18 protein-coding genes are annotated in these 21,908 nt (G+C 70.9%); 4 read left to right on the plus strand and 14 right to left on the minus strand.

Translation table 11 applies throughout. The annotated features are described in order from the left end of the window. Window positions 1–127: 127 nt before the first annotated feature. Together AB0K21_RS19515 and AB0K21_RS19520 are read right to left on the minus strand one after the other, a co-directional pair. On the minus strand, window positions 128–1,543 hold the full coding sequence (locus AB0K21_RS19515) for an MFS transporter (RefSeq protein WP_343974180.1): 1,416 nt from the start codon (window positions 1,541–1,543) through the stop codon (window positions 128–130). Window positions 1,544–1,676: 133 nt separating this feature from the next. Further along, entirely contained in the window at window positions 1,677–2,474 is a 798-nt protein-coding gene (locus AB0K21_RS19520) for a glycerophosphodiester phosphodiesterase (RefSeq protein ID WP_343974132.1), read from the minus strand. A gap of 241 nt (window positions 2,475–2,715) precedes the next feature. Here AB0K21_RS19520 and AB0K21_RS19525 point away from each other — a divergent pair, with 241 nt between their 5' ends. Further along, window positions 2,716–4,395 carry a ubiquinol-cytochrome c reductase cytochrome b subunit gene (locus AB0K21_RS19525; RefSeq protein ID WP_364151598.1) on the plus strand — a complete coding sequence of 560 codons (1,680 nt, stop codon included), beginning with the start codon at window positions 2,716–2,718 and terminating at the stop codon, window positions 4,393–4,395. Between the two features lie 3 nt (window positions 4,396–4,398). Here AB0K21_RS19525 and AB0K21_RS19530 read toward each other — a convergent pair whose 3' ends face one another. From AB0K21_RS19530 to AB0K21_RS19550, 5 genes are all read right to left on the minus strand, one after another. Continuing rightward, complete coding sequence (locus AB0K21_RS19530; RefSeq protein WP_350919391.1) at window positions 4,399–4,956, minus strand: TrmH family RNA methyltransferase; 558 nt, start codon at window positions 4,954–4,956, stop codon at window positions 4,399–4,401. A gap of 76 nt (window positions 4,957–5,032) precedes the next feature. Further along, window positions 5,033–5,647 carry a methyltransferase gene (locus AB0K21_RS19535; protein ID WP_364151601.1) on the minus strand — a complete coding sequence of 205 codons (615 nt, stop codon included), beginning with the start codon at window positions 5,645–5,647 and terminating at the stop codon, window positions 5,033–5,035. 32 nt (window positions 5,648–5,679) lie between these two features. Further along, window positions 5,680–6,627 carry a VWA domain-containing protein gene (locus AB0K21_RS19540; protein ID WP_364151604.1) on the minus strand — a complete coding sequence of 316 codons (948 nt, stop codon included), beginning with the start codon at window positions 6,625–6,627 and terminating at the stop codon, window positions 5,680–5,682. Continuing rightward, window positions 6,624–7,685: a DUF58 domain-containing protein gene (locus AB0K21_RS19545; RefSeq protein WP_364151607.1), complete on the minus strand. Its 1,062-nt coding sequence runs from the start codon at window positions 7,683–7,685 to the stop codon at window positions 6,624–6,626. The genes AB0K21_RS19540 and AB0K21_RS19545 overlap by 4 nt, the downstream gene beginning before the upstream one ends. A 100-nt stretch (window positions 7,686–7,785) precedes the next feature. Beyond that, window positions 7,786–8,790 (minus strand): MoxR family ATPase, encoded by a 1,005-nt coding sequence (locus tag AB0K21_RS19550; RefSeq protein WP_030904452.1) that lies wholly within the window; start codon window positions 8,788–8,790, stop codon window positions 7,786–7,788. 227 nt (window positions 8,791–9,017) lie between these two features. On the opposite strand from AB0K21_RS19550, the gene AB0K21_RS19555 reads away from it, so the two are divergent. From AB0K21_RS19555 to AB0K21_RS19565, 3 genes are all read left to right on the plus strand, one after another. Further along, entirely contained in the window at window positions 9,018–9,782 is a 765-nt protein-coding gene (locus tag AB0K21_RS19555; RefSeq protein WP_364151610.1) for a hypothetical protein, read from the plus strand. A gap of 496 nt (window positions 9,783–10,278) precedes the next feature. Further along, the gene (locus AB0K21_RS19560; RefSeq protein ID WP_364151613.1) at window positions 10,279–11,937 is read left to right on the plus strand and encodes a catalase; all 1,659 of its coding nucleotides are present in this window, start codon (window positions 10,279–10,281) and stop codon (window positions 11,935–11,937) included. A gap of 261 nt (window positions 11,938–12,198) precedes the next feature. After that, window positions 12,199–12,471 carry a WhiB family transcriptional regulator gene (locus tag AB0K21_RS19565; RefSeq protein ID WP_343974157.1) on the plus strand — a complete coding sequence of 91 codons (273 nt, stop codon included), beginning with the start codon at window positions 12,199–12,201 and terminating at the stop codon, window positions 12,469–12,471. On the opposite strand, the gene AB0K21_RS19570 is transcribed toward AB0K21_RS19565, so the two are convergent. The 7 genes from AB0K21_RS19570 to AB0K21_RS19600 all read right to left on the minus strand — a co-directional run bounded on the left by AB0K21_RS19570 (window position 12,464) and on the right by AB0K21_RS19600 (window position 21,626). Beyond that, window positions 12,464–13,414, minus strand: a complete 951-nt coding sequence (locus AB0K21_RS19570; protein WP_364151617.1) for a DUF72 domain-containing protein — start codon at window positions 13,412–13,414, stop codon at window positions 12,464–12,466. The genes AB0K21_RS19565 and AB0K21_RS19570 overlap by 8 nt on opposite strands. A gap of 47 nt (window positions 13,415–13,461) precedes the next feature. Continuing rightward, window positions 13,462–14,511 (minus strand): NAD-dependent epimerase/dehydratase family protein, encoded by a 1,050-nt coding sequence (locus AB0K21_RS19575; protein ID WP_364151620.1) that lies wholly within the window; start codon window positions 14,509–14,511, stop codon window positions 13,462–13,464. 96 nt (window positions 14,512–14,607) lie between these two features. Further along, window positions 14,608–15,372, minus strand: a complete 765-nt coding sequence (locus AB0K21_RS19580; RefSeq protein WP_364151623.1) for a DUF3152 domain-containing protein — start codon at window positions 15,370–15,372, stop codon at window positions 14,608–14,610. A gap of 250 nt (window positions 15,373–15,622) precedes the next feature. Next, the gene (locus AB0K21_RS19585) at window positions 15,623–16,477 is read right to left on the minus strand and encodes an alpha/beta hydrolase (protein WP_343974183.1); all 855 of its coding nucleotides are present in this window, start codon (window positions 16,475–16,477) and stop codon (window positions 15,623–15,625) included. A gap of 296 nt (window positions 16,478–16,773) precedes the next feature. Further along, the gene (locus tag AB0K21_RS19590; RefSeq protein WP_364151625.1) at window positions 16,774–19,533 is read right to left on the minus strand and encodes an AAA family ATPase; all 2,760 of its coding nucleotides are present in this window, start codon (window positions 19,531–19,533) and stop codon (window positions 16,774–16,776) included. Window positions 19,534–19,699: 166 nt separating this feature from the next. Beyond that, window positions 19,700–21,349 carry a phosphoenolpyruvate--protein phosphotransferase gene (ptsP, locus tag AB0K21_RS19595; protein WP_343974172.1) on the minus strand — a complete coding sequence of 550 codons (1,650 nt, stop codon included), beginning with the start codon at window positions 21,347–21,349 and terminating at the stop codon, window positions 19,700–19,702. Then, window positions 21,342–21,626 carry an HPr family phosphocarrier protein gene (locus AB0K21_RS19600; RefSeq protein WP_030904431.1) on the minus strand — a complete coding sequence of 95 codons (285 nt, stop codon included), beginning with the start codon at window positions 21,624–21,626 and terminating at the stop codon, window positions 21,342–21,344. Before AB0K21_RS19600 ends, ptsP begins: the two co-directional genes overlap by 8 nt. Window positions 21,627–21,908 lie beyond the last annotated feature (282 nt).

Here is a 21,908-nt window from a genome sequence, read left to right on the forward strand (position 1 = left end):
CCCGTCGTGAGGGGTTCGTCTCCCACGGCGTACAACGCTTGATACCGTGTGTGGATTCCCACAGACAGCGTGATCCAATCGCACGTTCTTGACCCGGTCTGTGAAGGAACCCTTTTCCGGAGCGTTCTCAGAGGCGTTCCGGCACCTGGTTTCCGGCCGCCCTGATGGCCTTGGGCAGGTCGATGAGGGCGAGCAGCACGAAACCGAGCACGAAGAAGATCACCAAAGAGACGATGCCCAGGCGATAGCTGTCGGTCAGCTGGAGCGCCAGGCCGAGGGTGAACGACCCGAGGAACGTCGAGCCCTTGTCGCTGATCTCGTACAGGCTGTAGTACTCCGCCTCCTTGCCCCGCGGGATCACATGTGAGAACAGTGACCGCGACAGTGCCTGCGTCCCGCCCATCACGATCGCGATGGCGAATCCCAGTGCGAAGAAAGGCCCGGCCGACCCCTTGGGCAGGAAGTAGGCCACGGCCACCACGGCGACCCAGGCGATCAACGCGACCATCACGACCCGCTTGGCCCCGTAGGAGGCGGCGAGTCGGCCGAGCAGCAGCGCCCCGAAGAAGGCCACGAACTGCACCATCAGGATCGCCGCGATCCGCACCTCCTGGCCAAGACCGAGCTCCTTGTCGGCATAGGTGGCCGAGAAGGAGATGACGGTCTGCACGCCGTCGTTGTAGATGAGATAGGCGACCAGGAAGCCCAAGGTCAGCGGGTAGCGCCGTAGCTCCCTGATGGTGCGGCCCAGCTGGCGGAAGCTGCCCGTCACGGCCTGGGCGGTCGTCTCGGTGCCGGGGGCGAGCGCCCGCCGGTTGCGCAGCCGCAGCAGCGGGATGACGGTGAACCCGCCCCACCACAGGCCCGCCGAGGCCAGGGCGATGCGTACCGCTTCGGCCTCGGTGACGCCGAAGGACCTGTGCTTGAGGAAGAGCACCAGGTGGAAGGCGAGCAGCAGGCCGCCGCCGAGGTAGCCGAAGCCCCACCCCTGGGCGGAGACCCGGTCGCGCTCGTCCGCCGTGGCGATCTCCGGCAGGAACGAGTTGTAGATCACGAACGCGGCGGCGAAGGCCACGTTGGCCACCAGGAACAGCGCGCCGCCCAGCAGGTAGCGTCCGTCGGCGACGAACCAGAAGCAGAGGGTGGCGCCGGCGCCGAGGTAGGCGAACAGCCCCATGAGCTCCTTCTTGCGGCCGGTGTGGTCGGCCAGGGCGCCCGCCACGGGCATCAGGATGATCTGCAGGATGGCCGCGGTGCCCACCACGAAGGAGTAGTAGGCGCTGGGCCGCACGTCGAACCCGAGCACGTCCACGTAGGGGCGACCCTGGGCGGCGGTCTCCGCGATCGTCGTCAGGTAGGGGCCGAGGAAGACCGTCAGGACGGTGGTGGGGAAGGCGGAGTTCGCCCAGTCGTAGAAGTACCAGCCGCGCTGTTCGCGGCGGCGGGCCTGGGGGGTTTCCTCGACGACCTGTTCGGAGGTCATGGGGGTCCTCGGTTCGCTGGGGGGCGGGGGGCAGGGGCGCTCGCGCGGTCGTGCGTTCAGGTCGCCACGAGAGGGCAGGCGCGTGGTGGCCGGGCCGGTGCTCTCGCGGGGTCCCGCCTGTCCCGGCGGTCACGCGCCCGCACGCCACTCATCTCACCGGGGCGGCTCATGTGACTCACGCGGTTCACGCGGTTCATGCGGCGAGACGGCCGGGGTGCCACTGACCACGGGCCTCCAGCACGTCGCGCAGCCCGGAGATGTTGTCGGTCATCAGGCCGTCCACGCCCGCGTCGAGCAGGCGTTCCATCACCCCGGTGTTGTTGACGGTCCACACGTGGACCTGCATGCCGAGCGCGTGCGCCGTGCGGACCAGGGCGGGCGTGGTGATCCGCAGGCCGCGGAAGCCCACCGGCACCTGCGCGCACGGTACCCCGGCGCGGGCCAGGCGGGCGAGCAGCCGGCCGTATCCGGAGGTGGTGGCGGCGGCGCGCAGGGCCGCCACGCCGCGTGGTCCGAGCGAGGAGCACACCTCGCGACCGATCGCGGCACGGGCGCGGGCGAGTCGCTCCTCGGAGAAGGAGGTGAGGCAGATCCGGTTGTGGGAGGCGGTCCGCCTGACCGTCTCGGCGAGCGGCGCGATGGCCGCCGCCTCCTTGACGTCGATGTTGAAACGCGCCTCGGGCCACGAGCCCAGCAGGTCCTCCATCAGCGGGATCTCGTCCACGCCGCCGATCCGTGCCTCGCGCACCAGCCGGTACGGCAGCGCGGCGATCCGTCCCCGGCGATCGGTCACCCGGTCCAGCGTGTGGTCGTGGAAGGCCAGGAGCACTCCGTCGGAGGTGGCGTGCGCGTCGGTCTCCAGGTAGGTGTAACCGAGCTCGACGGCCCGCTCGAAGGCGGCGAAGGTGTTCTCCCTTCCCTCGGCCGCCCCGCCCCGGTGGGCGAAGGCGAGTGGGGCGGGATGGTCGAGGAAGGCATAACGACGCTGCACGTGCAGGAGTATGCCCCCTGTGAGCAGGGCTCGCCATCGCGGGCAGGTGAACATTTGGGTCACAAGACCACGGAACCGGACCGATCGGCGAGTCTTTGCCTCGGCTTGTTCATCGGCTTGTTCATCACCATGGATGATGAAAAACACCTGGTCGTCCACGGCAGACCTCGCCGTTTCAGCTGGTTCTCGGTTCACGGGAGCACGACGTCGAGACCGAGGTCCACGAGAACGGAGGCCGCGCATGAGCACCGGGAGCATTCCGAAGCCCGTGGCGGGCGTCAGCGGGTTCGTCGACGACCGCCTCGGCGCCGCCTCCTTTCTCAAGCGCAACATGCGGAAGCTCTTCCCCGACCACTGGACGTTCCTGCTCGGCGAGATACCGCTCTACTCGTTCGTCGTCCTGCTGCTGACCGGCGTGTTCCTGACGTTCTTCTTCAGGCCCACCATGGGCGAGATCGTCTACGACGGCTCCTATGGCCCGCTGCGGGGCATCATGATGTCCGAGGCGTACGCCTCGACGTTGAACATCAGCTTCGACGTGCGCGGTGGCCTGCTGATGCGGCAGATGCACCACTGGGCCGCCCTGCTGTTCGTCGCCGGGATGATGGCGCACATGCTCCGGATCTTCTTCATGGGCGCCTACCGCAAGCCCAGGGAGCTGAACTGGGTGATCGGCGTGCTGCTGCTGATGCTGGCCCTGGCCGAGGGGCTGACCGGCTACTCCCTGGCCGACGACCTGCTCTCCGGTGTCGGCCTGCGGATCACCGCGGGCACGATGATCTCGTTTCCGGTGATCGGCACCTGGCTCACCTTCTTCCTCTTCGGCGGCCAGTATCCCGGCGAGGACATCATCTCCAGGTTCTACTCGATACACATCCTGCTCCTGCCGGGCGTCCTGCTGGCGCTGATCACCGCCCACCTGATGCTCACCTGGGTGCTGAAGCACACGCAACTGCCGGGCAAGGGCCGCACCAACGACAACGTGGTGGGCGGGCCGACGTACCCCTCCTTCATGGCCAAGTCGGGCGCCTTCTTCATGTTCACCTTCGGGGTCATCGCGCTGCTGGGCACCTTCGCCCAGATCAACCCGATCTGGTTGTACGGTCCCTACACCCCGGCCAACATCTCGGCTGGTTCGCAGCCCGACTTCTATCTGGCGTTCCTGGACGGCGCGCTCCGCCTGATGCCCTCCTGGGAGATCAACTTCCTGGGCTTCACGCTGCCGATGAGCGTGCTGATCCCGGCGCTGGTGCCGGCGGGCATCATCATGACGGGCCTGGCGCTGTATCCGTTCATCGAGTCGTGGGTCACCGGGGACCGCCGCGAGCACAATGTGGTGGACCGTCCCCGGAACAACCCGCACCGCACCTCGATCGGCCTGGCCGCGATCACGTTCTACGGGATCCTGTGGCTGATAGCCTCGAACGACGAGATCGCCGCGTTCTTCCACCTCTCGCTGAACATGCTGACCTACACCGGCCGCGTCATGATCTTCCTGGGGCCGGCCCTGGCCTACTACATCACCTACCGGATCTGCCTGGGCCTGCAGCGCCGCGACGCCGCGCAGATCGGCCACGGCGTGGAGACCGGCGTGATCAAGCGTCGGCCGCTGGGCGACTACATCGAGGTGCACGTCCCGCCCAACGAGGGCATCGAGGCCCTCATCCGGGGCAAGAGGCCGATCCCGACCATCTCCACGGCCGTCGAGGACGAGGAGGGGATCCCCGCGGCCAAAAAACACCGCCGGCTCGCCAGGCTTCGCGCCAGGATGAGCAGGGTCTACGGGGGCGAGAAGGTCCCGCTCGACGGTGCCCGGGGGCACGACGGGCAGAGGCCGGACGGGCAGGGAGCCGAAGGGCGCGCGGCCATCGGTTCGGGCACCGGTTCGGGCACGGAGGAGAGCGGGCGCCCGAACCGATGACGGTCAGTCCTCCGGCAGCGCCTTGCCCGACCACTCCTGGCGGCGGACCTCCGCCACCGCGATCGCCGCCGCGACCGAGACGTTGAACGAGCCGACCCGGCCCACCTGCGGGATGTAGCAGACGCCGTCGACGGCCTCCAGCAGCGCGGGGGAGCATCCGTGGTCCTCGCTGCCCACCACCAGGCACACGTCGCCGTCCAGCTTGGCCTCGGACAGAGGCACCGCGTCGCCGGTCAACTCCACCGCGACCACGGTGAACCCGTCGTCCCTGGCCGCCCGTACGGCCTCCAGGACGGGCACCGGCTCCTCCCAGGCCACCAGGCGGTCGGTGCCCAGCGCGGTCTTCTGCGCCTTTGGGTTGGTCGGCGGGGTGGCGTTGCCCGCCAGCCAGATCCGCTCCACCCCGAAGGCGGCGGCCGTGCGGAAGATGGAACCGACGTTGAACGGGCCGGTCACCGACTCCAGGATCAGTGCGAGCCGCCCCTCGGTGTTTCTTCGCCAGGTGCGGTTGAGGCGCTTGACATCGGTCGGGCGCAGCTGCCTGCGCGGGTTCGCCGTCATCGGTCGTTCACCGTTCCTCGTCGTTCCTCGTTCGTCTCTCGGGCGGCTCGTGTCCCGCCCGCCGGGATGACCGTGCTCACCGCGCCGGGTCCGCCTGCGACCTGGCCTGCACCCGGAGGATCCGGTACGCCGAGCGGGAGGCCACCCGCTCGGTGGGCCAGCCCCGCTCGTTCAGCCAGCGCTGCAGGGAGTCCGAGCCCAGGTGCTTCTGGACCACCAGGTGGGCGACGCCGTCGGGGGCGAGGCGTGACAGCCAGCGGGTCAGCATCTCGTGCATCGCGGCCTTGCCGATGCGGATCGCCGGATTGGACCAGATGGCGGAGAACCGTACCTGGGGCGGAACCTCGTCGACGTGCATCGCCCTCACGTTGCCGAGGGAGGCGGACCTGGCGTTCCTGGCGCACAGCTCCACGGACCTGCGGTTGACGTCCACCGCCCAGACCGTCGCCTCGGGGGCGCGCGAGGCCATCGTCAGCGCGATCGGCCCGTAACCGCAGCCCAGGTCGAGCAGGTCGCCGCCGGACGGCGGAGGAGGCACGCTCTCCAGCAGGATCCGGGTGCCCACATCGACGCGCTCGGCGGAGAAGACCCCGCTGTCGGTCTCCAGCTTCAGGTGAAGGTCGGGGAGCACGAGCGTGACCGAGCCGGGACGGCCGGCGGTCTCGGGACGCTCCTCGAAGTAATGTGCCACGTCGTAGAACGTTACCAATGGCGGGGACCCGCTCAGGGCAGCCGCGACCCCAGCAGCAGGGCCACCCCGGCGGTCACCAGCCCGGTCAGGACCGCCGCCACCACGAACCACTGGGTGACCTCCTGGTTGACCGTCCGGTAACCCAGCGAGGTGCCGATCTGCTCGTACACCTCCCGCAGCTGGCTGCCGGACTCCGCCTCGTAGGCCCGGCCGCCGGTGCCGTCCGACAGGGTCTGCAGCGTGGTCTTGTTCACCGGCACGTTCACGTCGCGCCCGTCGATCGAGACGGTGCCCTCCTGGGTGCCGTAGGCGATCGTGGAGACCGGCACGCGCGAGCTCATCGCCGACTCGATCGCCTCCGCCACCGAGCGGCCGGAGGTGTTGTCGCCGTCGGACAGCAGTACGATCGCCGCGGGCGGGGGGTCGGTCACCGCCTGCTGGTCGAAGGAGCGCAACGAGTCCAGGGAGCTGAACACCGCCTCGCCGATCGCGGTGCCCGCACGGGTGCTCAGGTTGCCCAGGGAGGTGTTCACCGCCTGGTGGTCGGTGGTGGGGGAGACCACGACGGAGGCGGAGCGGGCGAAGGCGACCAGCCCGACGTTGAAGCGTTCCGGCAGGTCCGCGACGAACTTCTGGGCCGCCTCCTTGGCTGCGGCGATCCGGTTCGGCTGGACGTCGTCGGCCTCCATCGACAGCGAGACGTCCAGCGCGATGATGATCGTCGCGCGGTCGCGGGGAATCCGTACCGAATCGGCGGGACGGGCCGAGCCCACGATCAGCAGGCCCATCATGACGAGGAACAGCAGCGGGGCGACGTGCCGCCGCCAGCCGGGCTCCGAGGGGGTCACCAGCGTCAGCAGCGGCAGGTTGGTGAAGCGCAGCGCGTAGCGGCGCCGGGCGAACTGGGCGGCCACGTAGCCCGCCACGAGCAGCGCCAGCGCGGCGAACAGCCACAGCCAGGCCGGAGAGAGGAAAGTCACCGTGTCGCTCCCGACCTCGGGTGCCTATGGGTCAGGTACGCCATGCGCCGCTGCCGCAGTACGAACTGGGCGATGTCGAAGACCCAGTCGCGGTCGGTGCGCAGCACCAGGTGGGCCACCCCGCAGCGGCGCAACGCCGTCTGGTTGGCCGCCCGCTGCGCGGCGGCGGCTTCCGCGTACGCCCGGCGGACCTTGGGCGTGAGCTGGATCTGGCGGCTTCGCCCCGACTCCGGGTCGGTCAGGTTGACCAGTCCGACCGCCGGCAGCTCCAGCTCGCGGGGGTCGATCACCTCGACGGCCATCACCTGGTGGTGAGCGGCCAGCCTGCGGATCGGCCGCTCCCAGGGCAGCTCCAGGGTGGGATCGAGCGTGGGTTCGGGGTCGAGGAAGTCGGAGACGATCACTCGCAGGCCGCGCCGTCGCCGTGCCGAGGCCATCACCTCGATCGCCTCGGCCAGGTCGGGGGCGTCGGTGACGGCACGACCCCTGGGAGCCTCCATCAGCGAGTGCAGCAGGCCGTACAGCGCCGGGCGGCCGCTCCTGGCGGGCATCCGGTGGACGTACTCGTCGTGCAGGACGTACGTGCCGAAGCGGTTTCCGATCCGGCCCGCCAGGAAGCCGATCGCCCCGATGGCGGCCACGACCAGGTCCCGCTTCTCCATGTCGGCGGTGCCGAAGTCCATGCTGGGCGACAGGTCGGCCAGCGCCCAGGTCTCCAGCTCCCGGTCGGCGACCAGGTCGCGCACGTGCGGGACCGTCGTGCGGGCGGTCACCGCCCAGTCCATCCGCCGGATGTCGTCCTCGCCGGGCACGTAGACCCGGCTGTCGCCGAACTCGCTGCCAGGACCGGGAAGAAGCCCCTGGTAGGCACCCTGTAGCAACCCGTCCAGGCGCCGTACGATGGTGAGCTCCAGCCGCCGCAGTGCCTGCTCGGCAGTGCCGATTGCGACGCTGCGCGTCGCGGTGAGGCCGCTCTTACCCGGCTCCTTCCCTGCTACCGGCGACGCTGCGCGTCGCGGTGAGGCCGCTCTTACCCGGCTCCTTCCCTCGTCGTTCATCCGCTTCGCTCCTTCACTCCTCAGTCCAGTCCCCGGCGCGGCCTCACGGAAGTCCCTCAGTCCAGGTATGGGCACGTCCCCACGCCGCTTTCTGAGGTGGTCACCGGGGGCCCTGGTTCCAGACGACGAGGGGGGGCGGAACGGCGGCGAGGATCTGGCGGATCACGTCCTCGGGATCGATCCCGTCCGCCAGGGCGTCGAAGGTGAGCATCAGCCGGTGGGACATCACGTCCACCGCCACGTCGCGGATGTCGTCGGGGAGCAGGTAGTCGCGGCCCCGCAGCAGCGCCAGGCCACGTCCCGCCGCGACCAGGCCGAGGGTGGCCCGGGGACTGACACCGATCTCGATGTTCTCCTCCAGCCCGGCCAGGCCGTAGTCGGCGGGGGAGCGGGTGGCCATCACGAGCCTGACCACGTAGTCGGCGACGAGCTGGTGCACCGAGACCTGATCGGCCATCGACTGCAGCGCGGCCAGCCGCGCGGGGTCGAGCACCGCCCTGGGCGTCGGCGGTGTGACGCTCATTCGGTGCAGGATCTCCAGTTCCTCGTGGGCGCTGGGATGGGCGACGCGGACCTTGAACAGGAACCGGTCGCGCTGGACCTCGGGGAGGGGGTAGACGCCCTCGGACTCGATCGGGTTCTGGGTGGCCAGCACGATGAACGGCCTGGGCAGCGGGTGGGTCTCCCCGGCCAGGGTCACCTGCCGCTCGGCCATGACCTCCAGCAGCGCCGACTGCACCTTGGCCGGGGCACGGTTGATCTCGTCGGCGAGCAGGAAGTTGACGAACACCGGGCCGAGCTCGACGTCGAAGACCTCGCGGGAGGGGTGGTACACCCGGGTGCCCACGATGTCACTGGGGACCAGGTCGGGGGTGAACTGGATACGGGCGAAGGCGCCGCCGACCACGGTGGCCAGCGTCGAGGCGGCCAGGGTCTTGGCCACGCCCGGTACACCCTCCAGCAGGCAGTGGCCACGGGCGAGGAGCGCCACGAGCAACCGCTCCACCATGTGCTCCTGCCCGACGATGACCCGCCGGACCTCGGTCAGGGCGTCGCGCAGCAGTCCGGTGTCGATCTCGCTCGGCAGTTCTTCTGCGACGGTCATGTCGATATTCCATCACGTCCGGCAAGGGAACCGCCGGGTCGACCCGGCGGTGAATCGCCTCCCTCGTCATGCTTCTCGTGTTCGAGACGGCCGGTGCCCGTCTCGGCCGAGGGAGGCGAGCAGCCGGCTTCTCGGGTGGGGAGGTCCCCCGAGCCCGGTGGCGGCCCGCGCGGCGTGCCCGATCTCGTCACCCGTGCGGCATGGGGTGATCGGCCGGGTGTGCTTTCATGTCAGACGTGGCCACTCCGCTCCAGTATGGCGACCCGCCCCAGCTGGGACCCTTCGTCGTGCAGGCACGTCTGCGGGTGGGACCCGCCGGGCTGGTCTATCTCGGGCTCGCCCCCGACGGCAGGGCCGTCTCGGTCGCGGTGCTGACCAGGGGAGCCGCGCTCGACCCGGCGGCCCGCGACCGCTTCGTCACCGGTGTCCGTGACGCGGTGGCCAGCCGTTCCGGTGTCCGCGGCTGGATGGCCAGGGCGACCCGCGGGCGCACCGCGGTGGCCGACACGGTTCCGCAGGTGCTGGCCATGGACGGCGGGAGCGCCCCGTGGGTGGCCACGCCGTACGAGCCCGACAGGGCGGGAGCGGAGCGGTTCCTCGAACCGGTGCTGGTCAGCGGAACGCTGATCGGCGAGCAGCACGGCCCCGACTTCGCGCCGCACTGGGTGGGCGACCGCTCGCCCGCGCTGCCCGCGCCGCCCAAGGACGCGCCGCCGCCGACCGAGACCCGCCGGGCCGTGATCGCCGCGGGGGTCGTGCTGACCCTGCTGCTCGTGTTGCTGGCCGTGACGGTCTGGCTCCTGCTGCGCAAGGAGGACGATTTCCGGCCGCCGCCGAGGCCGCTTCCGCCCACGGTGTTCGTGCCGACCCCGCCCCCGATCCCGGCGACGCCGGATCCCGGCCGGCCCACTCCTTCGCCGTCGCCGAGCCGGAGCGGGACCGGTACCCCCGGCCCTGAGCAGGGCGACGAGAACGAGGGCGAGCCGATCTAGGAGGGCGCCGTGAGGCCGCGCCGGGGACTGGACCGAGGAGCGAAGGAGCCGGGTCCCAGCGGCCGAACCGCGACGCGCAGCGTCGCAAATGGCTCGTGAGGCCGCGCCGGGGACTGGACCGAGGAGTGCCCGTGAGGCCGCGCCGGGGACTGGACCGAGGAGCGAAGGAGCGAAGCGGATGAGCGACGAGGGAAGGAGCCGGACAAGAGCGGCCTCACCGCGACGCGCAGCGTCGCCGACAACACGGAGCGAAGCGGATGAACGACGAGGGAAGGAGCCGGACAAGAGCGGCCTCACCGCGACGCGCCGGCGTCGCCATAGACACGGCGACGCCATAAGAACGCCGAGCCGCTGTCCGGCCGTTTAAATTGCCATCCTTCTTTGTGAAGATTCTTCTCTTTGTCGCTATAAAACGCCCTCTGTCGGATAAGGGGGACCGTGTACCGATATGAAGTGGTACGCCGAACGTGACCGCGGCAGGGAAGGAATCGTCATCATGACGGATGTGTCGAGCGTGGGGCCCCAGCCGGGCGATGACCGCCCGATTCTGACCAACCGGCAGGGGCACCAGGTCTACGACAACCAGAATCAGCGCACGGTCGGCGCGAGGGGTCCGGCCACGCTGGAGAACTACCAGTTCCTGGAGAAGATCAGCCACTTCGATCGCGAGCGCATCCCCGAGCGGGTGGTCCACGCCCGAGGGACGACCTCCTACGGTTACTTCGAGGCCTACGGCACGTTCGGTGACGAGCCGATCAGCCGCTACACCCGGGCGAAACTCTTCCAGGAGCCCGGAAAGCGGACCGATGTGGCAGTCCGGTTCTCCACCGTGATCGGTGGCAGGGACTCCTCCGAGGCCGCCCGCGACCCGCGCGGGTTCGCGGTGAAGTTCTACACCGAGGACGGCAACTGGGACCTCGTCGGCAACAACCTGGGGGTCTTCTTCATCAGGGACGCCATCAAGTTCCCCGATGTGATCCACTCGCTCAAGCCGGACCCGGTGACGTTCAGGCAGGAACCCGGCCGGATCTTCGACTTCATGTCACAGACGCCGGAGAGCATGCACATGCTCGTCAACCTGTTCAGCCCGCGCGGCATCCCGGCCGACTACCGGCACATGCAGGGATTCGGGGTCAACACCTACAAGTGGGAGAACCAGGAAGGCGACAGCCGTCTGGTGAAGTACCACTGGATCCCCAAGCAGGGCGTGCGCAGCATGACCGCCGAGGACGCCGCGGCCGTACAGGCACTGGACCTCGGACACGCCACCAGGGACCTGCACGAGGCGATCGAGCGGGGTGACTTCCCCGAGTGGGAGCTGCGGGTGCAGATGATGAGCGACGACGACCACCCCGAGCTGGACTTCGACCCGCTGGACGACACCAAGGTGTGGCCGGAGAACGAGTTCCCGCCCATGCCGGTCGGCAGGATGGTGCTGAACCGCAACGTGGCCAACAACTTCGCCGAGAACGAGCAGATCTCCTTCGGGACCGGTGTCCTGGTCGACGGCCTCGACTTCTCCGACGACAAGATGCTGGTGGGCCGTACGTTCTCCTACAGCGACACCCAGCGCCACCGGGTGGGGCCCAACTACCTGCAGCTCCCGGTCAACCAGGCCAAGCACGCCGAGGTGCGCACCAACCAGCGCGACGGGCAGATGACCTATTTCGTCGACGGCCAGGGCGAGAACCCGCACGTCAACTACGAGCCATCCATCACCGGGGGGCTCAGGGAGGGGCAGTACCCCACCTACGACGAGCAGGGGCCGGTCATCTCCGGGAGGCTGACCCGCAAGCGCATTCCGCGTACCAACGACTACACCCAGGCAGGCCAGCGCTACATGCTCATGGAGCAGTGGGAGCGCGACGATCTCGTGCGGAACTTCGTCGACCTGCTCTCCCAGGCCTCGCGCCCCGTCCAGGAGCGGATGGTCTGGCACTTCCTGATGGTCGAGGACGACCTCGGGCTCAGGGTGGGGGAGGGGCTGGGCATCAGCCCCGGGGACGTCTCCCACCTGAAGCCGTTGGTCGGCCAGGACCTGACGGACGAGGACCGCGAGCGGCTGTCCAAGCTGGGCAAGAACGGGCCGCGCGACGTGAACGGCCTGAAGATGACGCACTGCGTGCCCGACGAGCGGGCACGGGTGGAGCGGTAGTAACCGGTCGCCGGGCCGGGGTGCGCGCCCCGGCCCGGCGGGAGCGGCGGTCGCCGGGCCCCGGAGCGCGCGGGGATGGTCAGGCCGTCGGGCACCGCCGGGGTCGGGCCCGTTGATCGGGATTTCCCTTAACGGAAGAGACCATCGGTCAAAATCACCCGATTTTTCCGCTTAAAAGGTATGAGTGCCACTACAGCGGGCACGCGATCCTCAACCTGAGCTGCCAGTATCTGAGCCGTTCTCACTCCCAATTGGATCGCCATGCCTGTTAAGAGCAACGTTATTCCGATCATCAGCTGGTCCCGCCGCTCCTCCTGCCTCAGCGAGGATCCCGAACTCTTCTTTCCGGTGTCCTACGAGGGGCCGGGTCGTGAACAGTACGAGCGCGCCAGAGCCGTGTGCCGCCGCTGCCCGGTGCGCGGGCGCTGTCTGGAGTACGCGTTGAACACCCAGCAGATGGACGGCGTGTGGGGAGGCACCACCCCCGACGAGCGCAGGGCCACCATGACCAGGGCGAGGCGCCAGGTCAGGTAGCGGTGCCCCGGAACCGGTCGGCCGTCCGGGCCTCGTCCTGCCCGTCCTGTTCGCCGGGCTCGCCCGCCTCTTCGACGAGCGCGCCGAACCTGGCGGCGTTGCGCTGGGCGTTGTCCCGGCAGCAGTTGTTGAAGAGCACGTGGGTGACCTCGGCCTGTGCGGCGAGCTCTCTGATCCTGACCGCCCAGTGCTCGAGTTCCGCCTCCGAGTACAGGTAGGCGAAGCGCTCGTCGATGTTCTTGCTGGTCCACCTGCCGGAGTGCCCGTGCAGCCGTACCACGGCGAGGCCGGAGGTCGCGGCCAGGACCGGCGGGATCGACGAAGGATGCCCCTGGGGCATGTCGACCCCCACGTAGGCGAGATCGTGTTCGGCGAGGAAGGCCAGGGTGTCCTCGCGGTTCTCCTCGTCCATCCAGGTGTGGTTGCGGAACTCGACGCTGATCCGCATCGGCGCGCAGCGCCGGGCGCACTCCAGGATGTGGCGCCTGTTGTTCTCCCCGATCGGGAACCACGGCGGGAACTGGAAGAGCACCGCTCCCAGCCTGCCCGCCTCGTGCAGCGGTTCCAGCGCGCTGAGAAATCGCCGCCAGACCTCGTCGACGATCTCCGGCGGCACGTCTTTGAGGTAGAGGTTGTGCTCCGGCGGTGCGCCGAGTCTCTCCCGCAGGTCCCGGTAGAGGGCGGCAGGCCGGGTGGGGTGCCCGGTCAGCAGGGAGAACGCCTTGACGTCGAAGGTGAACCCCGGACGGGTGCGGTCTCGCCAGGCCTCCACGGTGCTCTGCGACGGCGGGTGGTAGTAGGTGGCGTCCACCTCGGCGATCGGAAACCTCGACGCGTAGTAGGCCAGTCGCTTCGCCGGGGTGGAGGCGTCACCGGGATACCAGCCCGACTCCAGCAGCGATCGGTGCGTCCACGAGGCGGTGCCCACGAGGATCCTGCTCATGCCCGCGTCCCTCCGATGATTCCGACGGTCCCGTCGCCGCGTGGTCTCTACGGCCTCGCGCCGACGCCACCGGCCAACTCGCCCAGGCGTCCGGGCCCTCCGGTGCGCGGTGAGAGTGGCGGGGTGTCCATGCCTTCGGCGTCGCGCAGTCCCGAGAACAGCTCGCTCATCGCCTCCAGCGCCGTGTGCCGCGGCTGCCAGCCCAGCTCGGCACGGGCGCGGCCGGTATCCATGATCGGCATTCTGAGCACCAGGTCGACCAGGCCCGGTGAGGCGGGTACCAGCCTCAGGTGCCAGGCCGCGGCGGCCGCGCTCCTGAGCGTCCAGCCGGAGACGGGCACCAGCCGGGCGCCGAGCAGCTCGGCCAGCACCGAGGGCTCGATCACCGGGCCGGCCGCGATGTTGAAGGCACCCGACACCGGACGGGTGACCGCCAGCCGGTAGGCCTCGCCGACGTCGGCGCTGTGCACCACCTGGAAACGGAGCCCGGGGGTGTCGGGCACGAGAGGGATCAGGCTCGGCCGCAGCAGCCGCCGCGGCACGAACGGGCCGCCGAACAGCCGCCGCTGCCCGACCGCCGCCTCCCGCTTGAAGGTGAACCCCGGCCGCAGCCGCACGACCCTGATCTGTGGATGGTCGCGTTCGAACGTGTCGAGCACTCGTTCGAGGTAGGCCTTCTCCCTGCCGTAGGCGGCGCCGGGCCAGCCGTGGGTCGGCCAGTCCTCGGTGACCGCCCGGTCCTTGCGCGCGGAGGAGTAGGCGCCGACCGAGGAGGCGTGCACGAGCGTGGAGACGCCCGAGCGCGCGGCGGCCTCGAAGACCCTGATGCCGCCGAGGACGTTGTTCCGCCAGGTGGTCACCGGGTCACGGGCGGGCTGGAACAGCCACGCCAGGTGGATGACCGCGTCGGCCCCCTCCAACTGCGGCGCCAGGTCGCCGGTGGTGATGTCCACGGCACGCCAGGTGGTCTTGGGCGGCTGCCAGGCCGGCGGCCTGCGGGCCAGGCCCACGATGGATGTGATGTCGGGATCGGCGGCAAGGGCGGACACCACGCTGGTGCCCACGTTTCCGGTCGCGCCGACTATGACTACTCGCATGTCTACCGGGTGCCCGGGGAGAGGCCGGTGAATCTTCTCCCGTCACGGCTTTGCCGTACGTGGTGGTTCACCGGCCGCACATGACCGCCGTGCCGGTCAGCGGCGGGGTGACGGCCAGGGGTTGGGGCGGCAGCCGTACAGGGACTTGGTCTGCTGGAGCATCACCGGGGCCCGCCGGCCGGGGCCGGGGCAGGACACGTGGCCGTGGCCGAGGCCGTGCCCGACCTCGTGGCTGATGACGTACTCGCGGTAGGAGGCCACGTCACGGCCGTAGCCTCGTGCCCCGGTGTTCCAGCGGACCGCGTTGATGATCGCGCGCTCGCCGTTCCAGCAGGACAGCGTGCCGTTGGTCCGCATCGGCAGGCAACGCCGGTCGGCGGTCTCCGGGCTGCTCAGCGAGACCCTGAGCTTCACCGGGCCGCGTGCCACCCGTTTGAACCGGTACCCCCAGCCGCGCGGGTCGTTGAGGATCCGGTGCACCTCGGAGGCGAACTCCTCCACCTCGAACGGCAGGCCGCGCTCGACCTCCACCGCGTACCGGATGACCCTGCCCTTGCCCCTGGGAGGTCTGGCCTCGCCGGGGGCGACGGCGTAGCGGCCCTTGGCCGCCCGGGGCACCTTCATCCTCAGCGGCTGCTGCCGGCCGTTGGCCAGCAGGAGCGGCTCCTTGACCGGGCCAGAGGGGTCGGCCGTCCCCCGAGGCTGCGGCGGCGGGGTCGGTGTCACCGGTGTCACGGGTATCTGGGGCAGGGCGGCGTCCGGGGGTGGGGGAATGTCGGGAACGGCTTCGAGGTGACCGCTCAGCAGGGTGACCGCTCCGGCCGTGAAGGTGGCCACGACGCTGAACGCGAGAAGCCACATAACGGTCTTGGAGTCACGTCGACTTTCGTTCCTGGACATAGTCCGTAAACCCTATTGCCCCTCGGCGGTAACTGATCAAACCGGGGGAAAATCCATCAGATGGTGGTATCTCAGGGAGCCCCGCGGTGGGTACGCCGACGGCGGCCGCGTGCGGCGGCCGCCGTCGGATCCGGGGGTTCGCGGTCGCGGGCCGCCGCCGGTGCCGTGCTTCGACGGCGGCCCGGTGACGGCCCGGTGGTGGTCCGGTGTCCTAGGAGTGCGGGCAGGTGTCCTGGTACTCGGAGATGTTCCGGTCACCCCGGGGCGCGGGGCACAGGAACTGCTCGTAGCGGGTGTCGTTGTCGACGAACCGCTTCAGCCACGAGATGCTGTACTTGGCGATCGTCGTGTTGGAGCTGTTGGGCGCGAAGTGGCTGGCGCCGTCGAGCTCCAAGTAGGCCTTCTCCGAGGAGGCCGGGATGCTGTTGTAGAACGGCTTGGAGTGCAGGCTCACCGAGGCGATGCTGTCGTTCTCCGCGCCGACGATCAGCGTCGGGACCCGGATGCCCGACCAGCTCTTGGTCAGGTGCCACGCGGTCAGCGGGACGGCCGCCTGCAGCTGCGGTCGGCTGTTGGCGGCCTCCAGAGTGCCGCCGCCGCCCATCGAGTGCCCCATCACGCCGAGCCTGCCGGCGTCGACCCGGCTGGCCGCCGAACTGCTCTGCACCAGGTAGTCGAGCGCGGCCAGCAGTTGCCTGCCGCGGCTGGCGGGCTGGTCGGAGGTGGTGATGGTGTCGATGTTGAAGACCACGAAACCGTGGGAGGCCAGCCGCGAGGCGAGCCAGGCCATGCTCGACTTGCTCGCGGTGTAGCCCGGGGCGATGGCTATTCCGCCGAAGGTCCCCTCGCTGGTGGACGTCGGGTAGTAGATCGTCCCTCCGCCGAAGCCGGTCACCCGGAGCGAGGAGACGTTGGTCTCCGCGATCGCGAACGGCCCTCTGACCGCCTCGATGCTGGCGTTGGTCGGGTCGGGGCCGCGGTCGTACGGGCCTGCGGCGGCGGCCTGTGCGGCGGGGGCCGCGACGGCCTGCGCGGCGGGCGCGAGGCCCCCGCCGGTGCCGAGCAGAGCGAGTGCGAGGGTCAGCGTGGCGACAGTCGTCGCCCGGCGGGACCGCCTGGGCGCGCGGGCCTGGGGGGTGGTGCGGTACGGCTGCACGTTGCTGTACTCCGTTCCTGTGGGGGGAACCAGGGCGATACGGTGGTCGGGTCGACAACCGTTCGTCGCGCGCCGGTCCGCCGCCGGAGGCGGCGGCACGGTCAGCGCCACCAGGTGACCCCTCGGGTTTCTGACAGTCGCCACTTTCTCGTTGTCAGGCCGGAAGTGCATCGGTGAAATCACCCGTACTGCATCGCACCCGTGAATCAGGACATCAGCCGCACCAGCTCCACCCGCGAGCGGATGTCGAGCTTGGTGAAGATGTTCCTGAGGTGGTGCTCGACGGTCCTCGGACTCAGGAAGAGCCGGGCCGCCACCTCCCGGTTGGTGGCGCCGTCCGCGACGATCCGCGCGATCTGGTACTGCTGCGCCGTGAGTTTCCCGGTGGCCCCGGGGTGGGACGACCTGACGGCCTCCCCGGCCCCGCGCAGCTCGGTGCGGGCCTGCTCGGCCCAGAGGCGCGCGCCGAACCGCTCGAACGTCTCCAGGGCGCTGTGCAGATGCTCCCTGGCCGCGCCGGGGCGCCGGTTCCTGCGCAGGGCACTGCCGAAGAGCAGCTGGGTGCGGGCCGTCTCGAACTCGGAGAAACCCTGGTGGTGCAGGTCGAGCGCCGCTCTGAAGTACTCCTCGGCGTCTCCGGGGGCGGCCAGGAGCGCGTGACAGCGCGTGGCGAGCGCGCGTCGGTCGGGGCTGCGGGTGCTGCCCACCCAGCCGTCCAGCACCCGCAGGGCCCTCTCGGCCGCCTGCCGGTCGCCGGTGCGGGCGGCGGCCTCGACGAAGTGGGGCGTCGATATGACCCGCACCACGAGGTGGCCGCCTGCCCCGCCCGATCCGGACGTGGCCCGCAGCCGCTTGGCCGCGTCGGCGTGGCGTCCCGCCGCGAGGTCGAGGTGGGCCAGCGCCCAGTTGCCGAGTGCCCCCGCCACCCCCAGGCCGTGGGCGCCCGCCAGCTCGATGGCGCTCGCCGCCCTGATCGCGCACGTCTCCTCGTCGCCCTCGACGGCCGCGGTGAGCGCGAGCCATCCCAGGTGCTGGCCCGCGCTGTTGGGCCTGCCGCGTTCCTGGGCTATCCGGAGTCCCTCGACGGCGCTGGCGGCGATGGAGGCGTAGCGGCCCATCCAGATCTCGGCCTGGATCATGAACTCCAGTACCTGGGGCACCGTGGAGACCGCCCCGAGCGCGCGCGCCGTCTCCACCGCCCGGCCGAACAGCCGCTGCGCCTGCGCGTCGTCACCCAGCAGCAGGCCGGCCACGCCCGCCCACACCAGCACCGACGGGGTACGCACCGAGGGCGCGAGCTCCAGCACCCGGCGGAGCGGATCGGCCGCCTCCCGGTGACGGCCGCCGAAGGTCGCCGCCGTACCGGCCAGATACTCGAACATCAGCTGGGTGGCCGCCGGGTCGTCCGGGCGGCGCAGCGCGGCGGCCCGCCGCGCTATGTCCAGGTAGCGAACGTTGTCGCCGGCCAGATAGCTCGCCTCGCCCGCGCGGATGAACACCCGGACGGCCTGTCCCCGATCCCTGTCCAGTAGCGACTCGGCCGCCGACATCAGGTCGTCCCCGGCGCTGCCGGTCTTCCCGCTGCGCAGCTCCAGGTTGCCGCGGATCAGCTCGGCCTGGCTCCGTACCTCCTCGGAGATGGTCAGCGAGTGCAGGCGGGCCAGCAGCGACCGGGTGCGCCTGGGCAGCCCGGCACGCCACGCGCGGTTGGCGGCGGCGGCCAGGCGCGCGGCCTTGACGTCGCCGTGCGCGGTCAGTTCGGCCGCCCGCTCGAAGGCGAGGAAGGAGGCCGGATGGCCTCCCTGGAGGTCCGCCGCCGCGGCGGCCGCGGCCAGTTCGTCGGCCAGTGACTCGTCGGGGCCGTCCATCGCCTCGGCCCGATGCCAGGCGCGCCGCAGCCGCTGGTGGTCGTGGCGCAGCACGCCGGCGAGCAGGCGGTGCGCCGTTCGGCGCCCGGCAAGCGAGGAGCTGGCGTAGACCACGGCCCGCATCGCGGGCTCACGGAAGTCGTAGCGGTCGCCGGCGGCGTCGGCGACGCGGACGATCACGCCCGCCCTCTCCGCCGGTTCGAGCACGGTCAGCGCGCAGCGCGGCTTCGCGGCCTCGAGCAGGGTGACCGTCTCCAGGTCGGGGTCGGCCGCGAGCAGCAGGAGCATGTCCGCGGTGTCGCCGGGCAGCCGCGCCAACCGGTCGGCGTACGCGCGCCAGAGCCGCCCGCCCCTCGGCAGCGTCTCGGGCGGCGCGACGGCGCCGGAGAGCTGCTCGGGACTGAGCGACCGGGCGAGTTCTCCGAGCGCGAGCGGGTTGCCGCAGGCGATCTCCAGCAGCGACGCCCGCACGTCATCGGCCAGTTCCGGCACCAGGTCGTCCGCCAGTCGCCCGGCCGCCTCCTTGTCCAGGGCGCCCAGCTCGAAGGCCGGTATGTCGTCGGGGACCGCGGTGCCGTCGTCGGCACCGAACAGTAGTACCACCGCCTCCCCTGTCAGCCGCCTGGCCGCGAAGAAGAGCGCCTCGCGGCTGGGCGCGTCGAGATGGTGAACGTCGTCGACGCAGGCCAGCACCGGGCCGTCGAGGGCCACCAGGAGATTGAGCACCGCGGCGGGAAGCGCCAGCCCGCCGTCCACCGCGCCCAGTTCCAGTGCTCGCGCCAGCGCCACGGCCTGTGCCGGGGGCAGCGCGGGCAGCCGGTCGGCGACCGGCCGGAGCAGTCCGTGCAGCCCGGCGCAGGGCAGGTGCGACTCCGCCTCGGTGCCGCGTGCCCTGAGCACGGCGAAGTCGCCCGACTCGCCCGCGCGCTCAGCCGCGACATCGAGCATCGCGGTCTTTCCCGTTCCCCGTGCCCCCCGCAGGATCAGCGCGCCTCCCGATCCGTCGCGCGCGGCGTCGAGAAGTCGCAACAGTGCGTCCTGCTCCGCGTCACGGCCGTGCAGTGCCGGTGACCGGATGACGGGGGAGGGTGAGGGCATGTCCCAGTGTTACGCGCGTATGTCGCGCCTGGAAAGGGCCGGGGCGGGGTCTCCGCCGGCCCGCACCGATGCCCCGGCACCTTCCGGGGAGAACACCGGTGATTTCACCGATGCGTGCCGGGGAAACGGGCCGGAGGGAGGGGGTCTCCGGCCCGTTTCAGGGGGGTCACCAACCCGGGAGGATCATCTTTCTGGCCTGCCCGGGGTCGTCCGCGCCCAGGGCGAGCCGGGCGTTGTCGCGGCACTGCGCCAGGGAGTGCGCGGCGAGGCTCTCCCGCACCGCGGGCACGCTGGGCGCCGACATCGACAGACTGGTGACGCCCAACCCGACCAGGACCGTCGCCAGGAGCGGGTCCGCCGCCGCCTCGCCGCACACGCCGACGGGCTTGCCCACCGCCTGCCCGGCCGCGGCGCAGTCGGCGATCAGCTGGAGCAGCGCCGCCTGCCAGGGGTCGAGCAGGTCGGCGAGATCTCCGTGCTGCCGGTCGGAGGCGAATGTGTACTGGCTCAGGTCGTTGGTGCCGATGCTCAGGAAGTCGAGCTCCTTCAGCAGGCGTTCGGCGCGCAGCGCGGCGGCGGGGACCTCCACCATCGCCCCGACGCGGGCGATTCCCCGGGCGCGGGCCCGCCCGGCGAAGTCGGCCGCCTCGCCCACCGTCGTCACCATGGGCGCCATCACCCACGGCTCGGCCCCGCTCTGGCGCGCGGCCTCGGCGATGGCGTCGAGCTGGGTGTCGAGCACCTCGGGCCTGACCCGGGACACCCGCAGCCCCCGCACGCCCAGCGCCGGGTTGGTCTCTTCGGCCAGCCCGAGGAACGGCAGCGGCTTGTCGGTGCCCGCGTCAAGGGTGCGGACCACGACGTGCCCGCCGGGCGCGGCGCGGAAGACCGCGGCGTAGGCGGCCACCTGCTCCTCATAGCCCGGCTCCTCACGCCGGTCCAGGAAGAGGAACTCCGTACGGAACAGTCCCACTCCCTCGGCGTCCACCCCCTGCGGTGCGAGGTCGGCCGCGGAGCCGATGTTGAGCAGCAGCTTGACCGGGTGGTCGTCGGAGGTCCGGCCGGGGCCCCGGCTCGTGCTCGTCCGGCGGCGTTCGGCCTCCGCCAGGCGCTGGATCTCGGCGGCGGCCTCCTCGCCGATGCCGACCTCCACCTCGCCCCGCAGACCGTCGACGGACACCCACGTCCCCTCGCCGACCTCGCTCACCTCCCGGCAGGCGACCACGGCGGGCAGGCCGCGGGCGCGGGCCAGGATGGCGGTGTGGCTGGTCGGACCACCCCGTGAGGTGACGAGGGCGAGAACGCTGTCGGGGTCCAGGTTCACCGTGTCGGCGGGGGAGAGATCCTCGGCGATCAGGACGAAGGGATGACCGGGGGTGGGCACCCCGGGGACGGGTAGGCCGAGCACCGCCGCGACGGCCCGGTTACGAACATCGTCGAGGTCGGCGGCTCGCTCGGCGATGTAACCGCCCGCCGCCAGCAGTGCGCGCCGATGGTGGGCGCATGCCTCGTCGATGGCGTGCGCGGCGTCCTTGCCCGACCTGACGGCGGCCTCCACGGACTCGTGCAGACCGGGGTCGTCGGCGATGAAGGACTGCGCCTCCAGGATCGCCCGCGCGTCGGCGTCGGGCGCCTTCTCGGCCCGCTCCGCCAGTTCGGCGGCGGTGGCTCGCAGCGCGTCCAGTGCCCGGCCGAGTTCGGCGTCGGCGTCGGCGACCGGCGTGGGGGCCGGCAGCTCCGGCGGGGCCGCCATCCGGCAGACTCGCCCGGCGGCCCGCCCCGGGCTCACGCCCAGGCCCTTGAGCGTCTCAGCCATGCGGTGTCTCTTCGGCGTCGAGGTCGCGGGCGAGCAGGTCGGCGAGGGAGTCGAGTGCCTCGTCGGCTCCCGGTCCCTCCGCGTCCAGGGTGACCTCCGTGCCGTGCGTCGCGCCCAGCGCCAGCACGGCGAGCATGCTGTTGGCGGGTACGGGTTTGCCTTCCCCGACACGGATGCGGACGGGCATCCCCTGCTTGGCCGCGGCCTGCACGAAGATCTTCGCAGGCCGGGCGTGCAGGCCCGTGCTTGAGGCGATGACCACTGTCCTCTCCGGCATCTCCGGTTCTCCTTCTGCGTGTTCTGCGAGTGGTGTGAGCTTGCGCCGGCCCTCCCGCCGGATCCGGCGGGAGGCGGGCGGGGCACCCCGATGTGGATCGGGGTGCCCTCCGGCGGCTCCCCGGTATGGCCTTTCGCTCCTGCCCGGCCCGAAGGCCCGAAGCTCCGGGGGCCGGGGCGGTCAGGGTTCGATGGTGACCTTGATGGCCTCGCCCCTGCTGACGATGTCGATCCCCTCCAGAACCTCCGCGAGCGGCAACCGATGCGTGATCAGATCGGAGAC

It is taken from the genome of Streptosporangium sp. NPDC049248, from assembly GCF_040678965.1.
GTDB classification, from domain to species: Bacteria; Actinomycetota; Actinomycetes; order Streptosporangiales; family Streptosporangiaceae; genus Streptosporangium; species Streptosporangium fukuiense.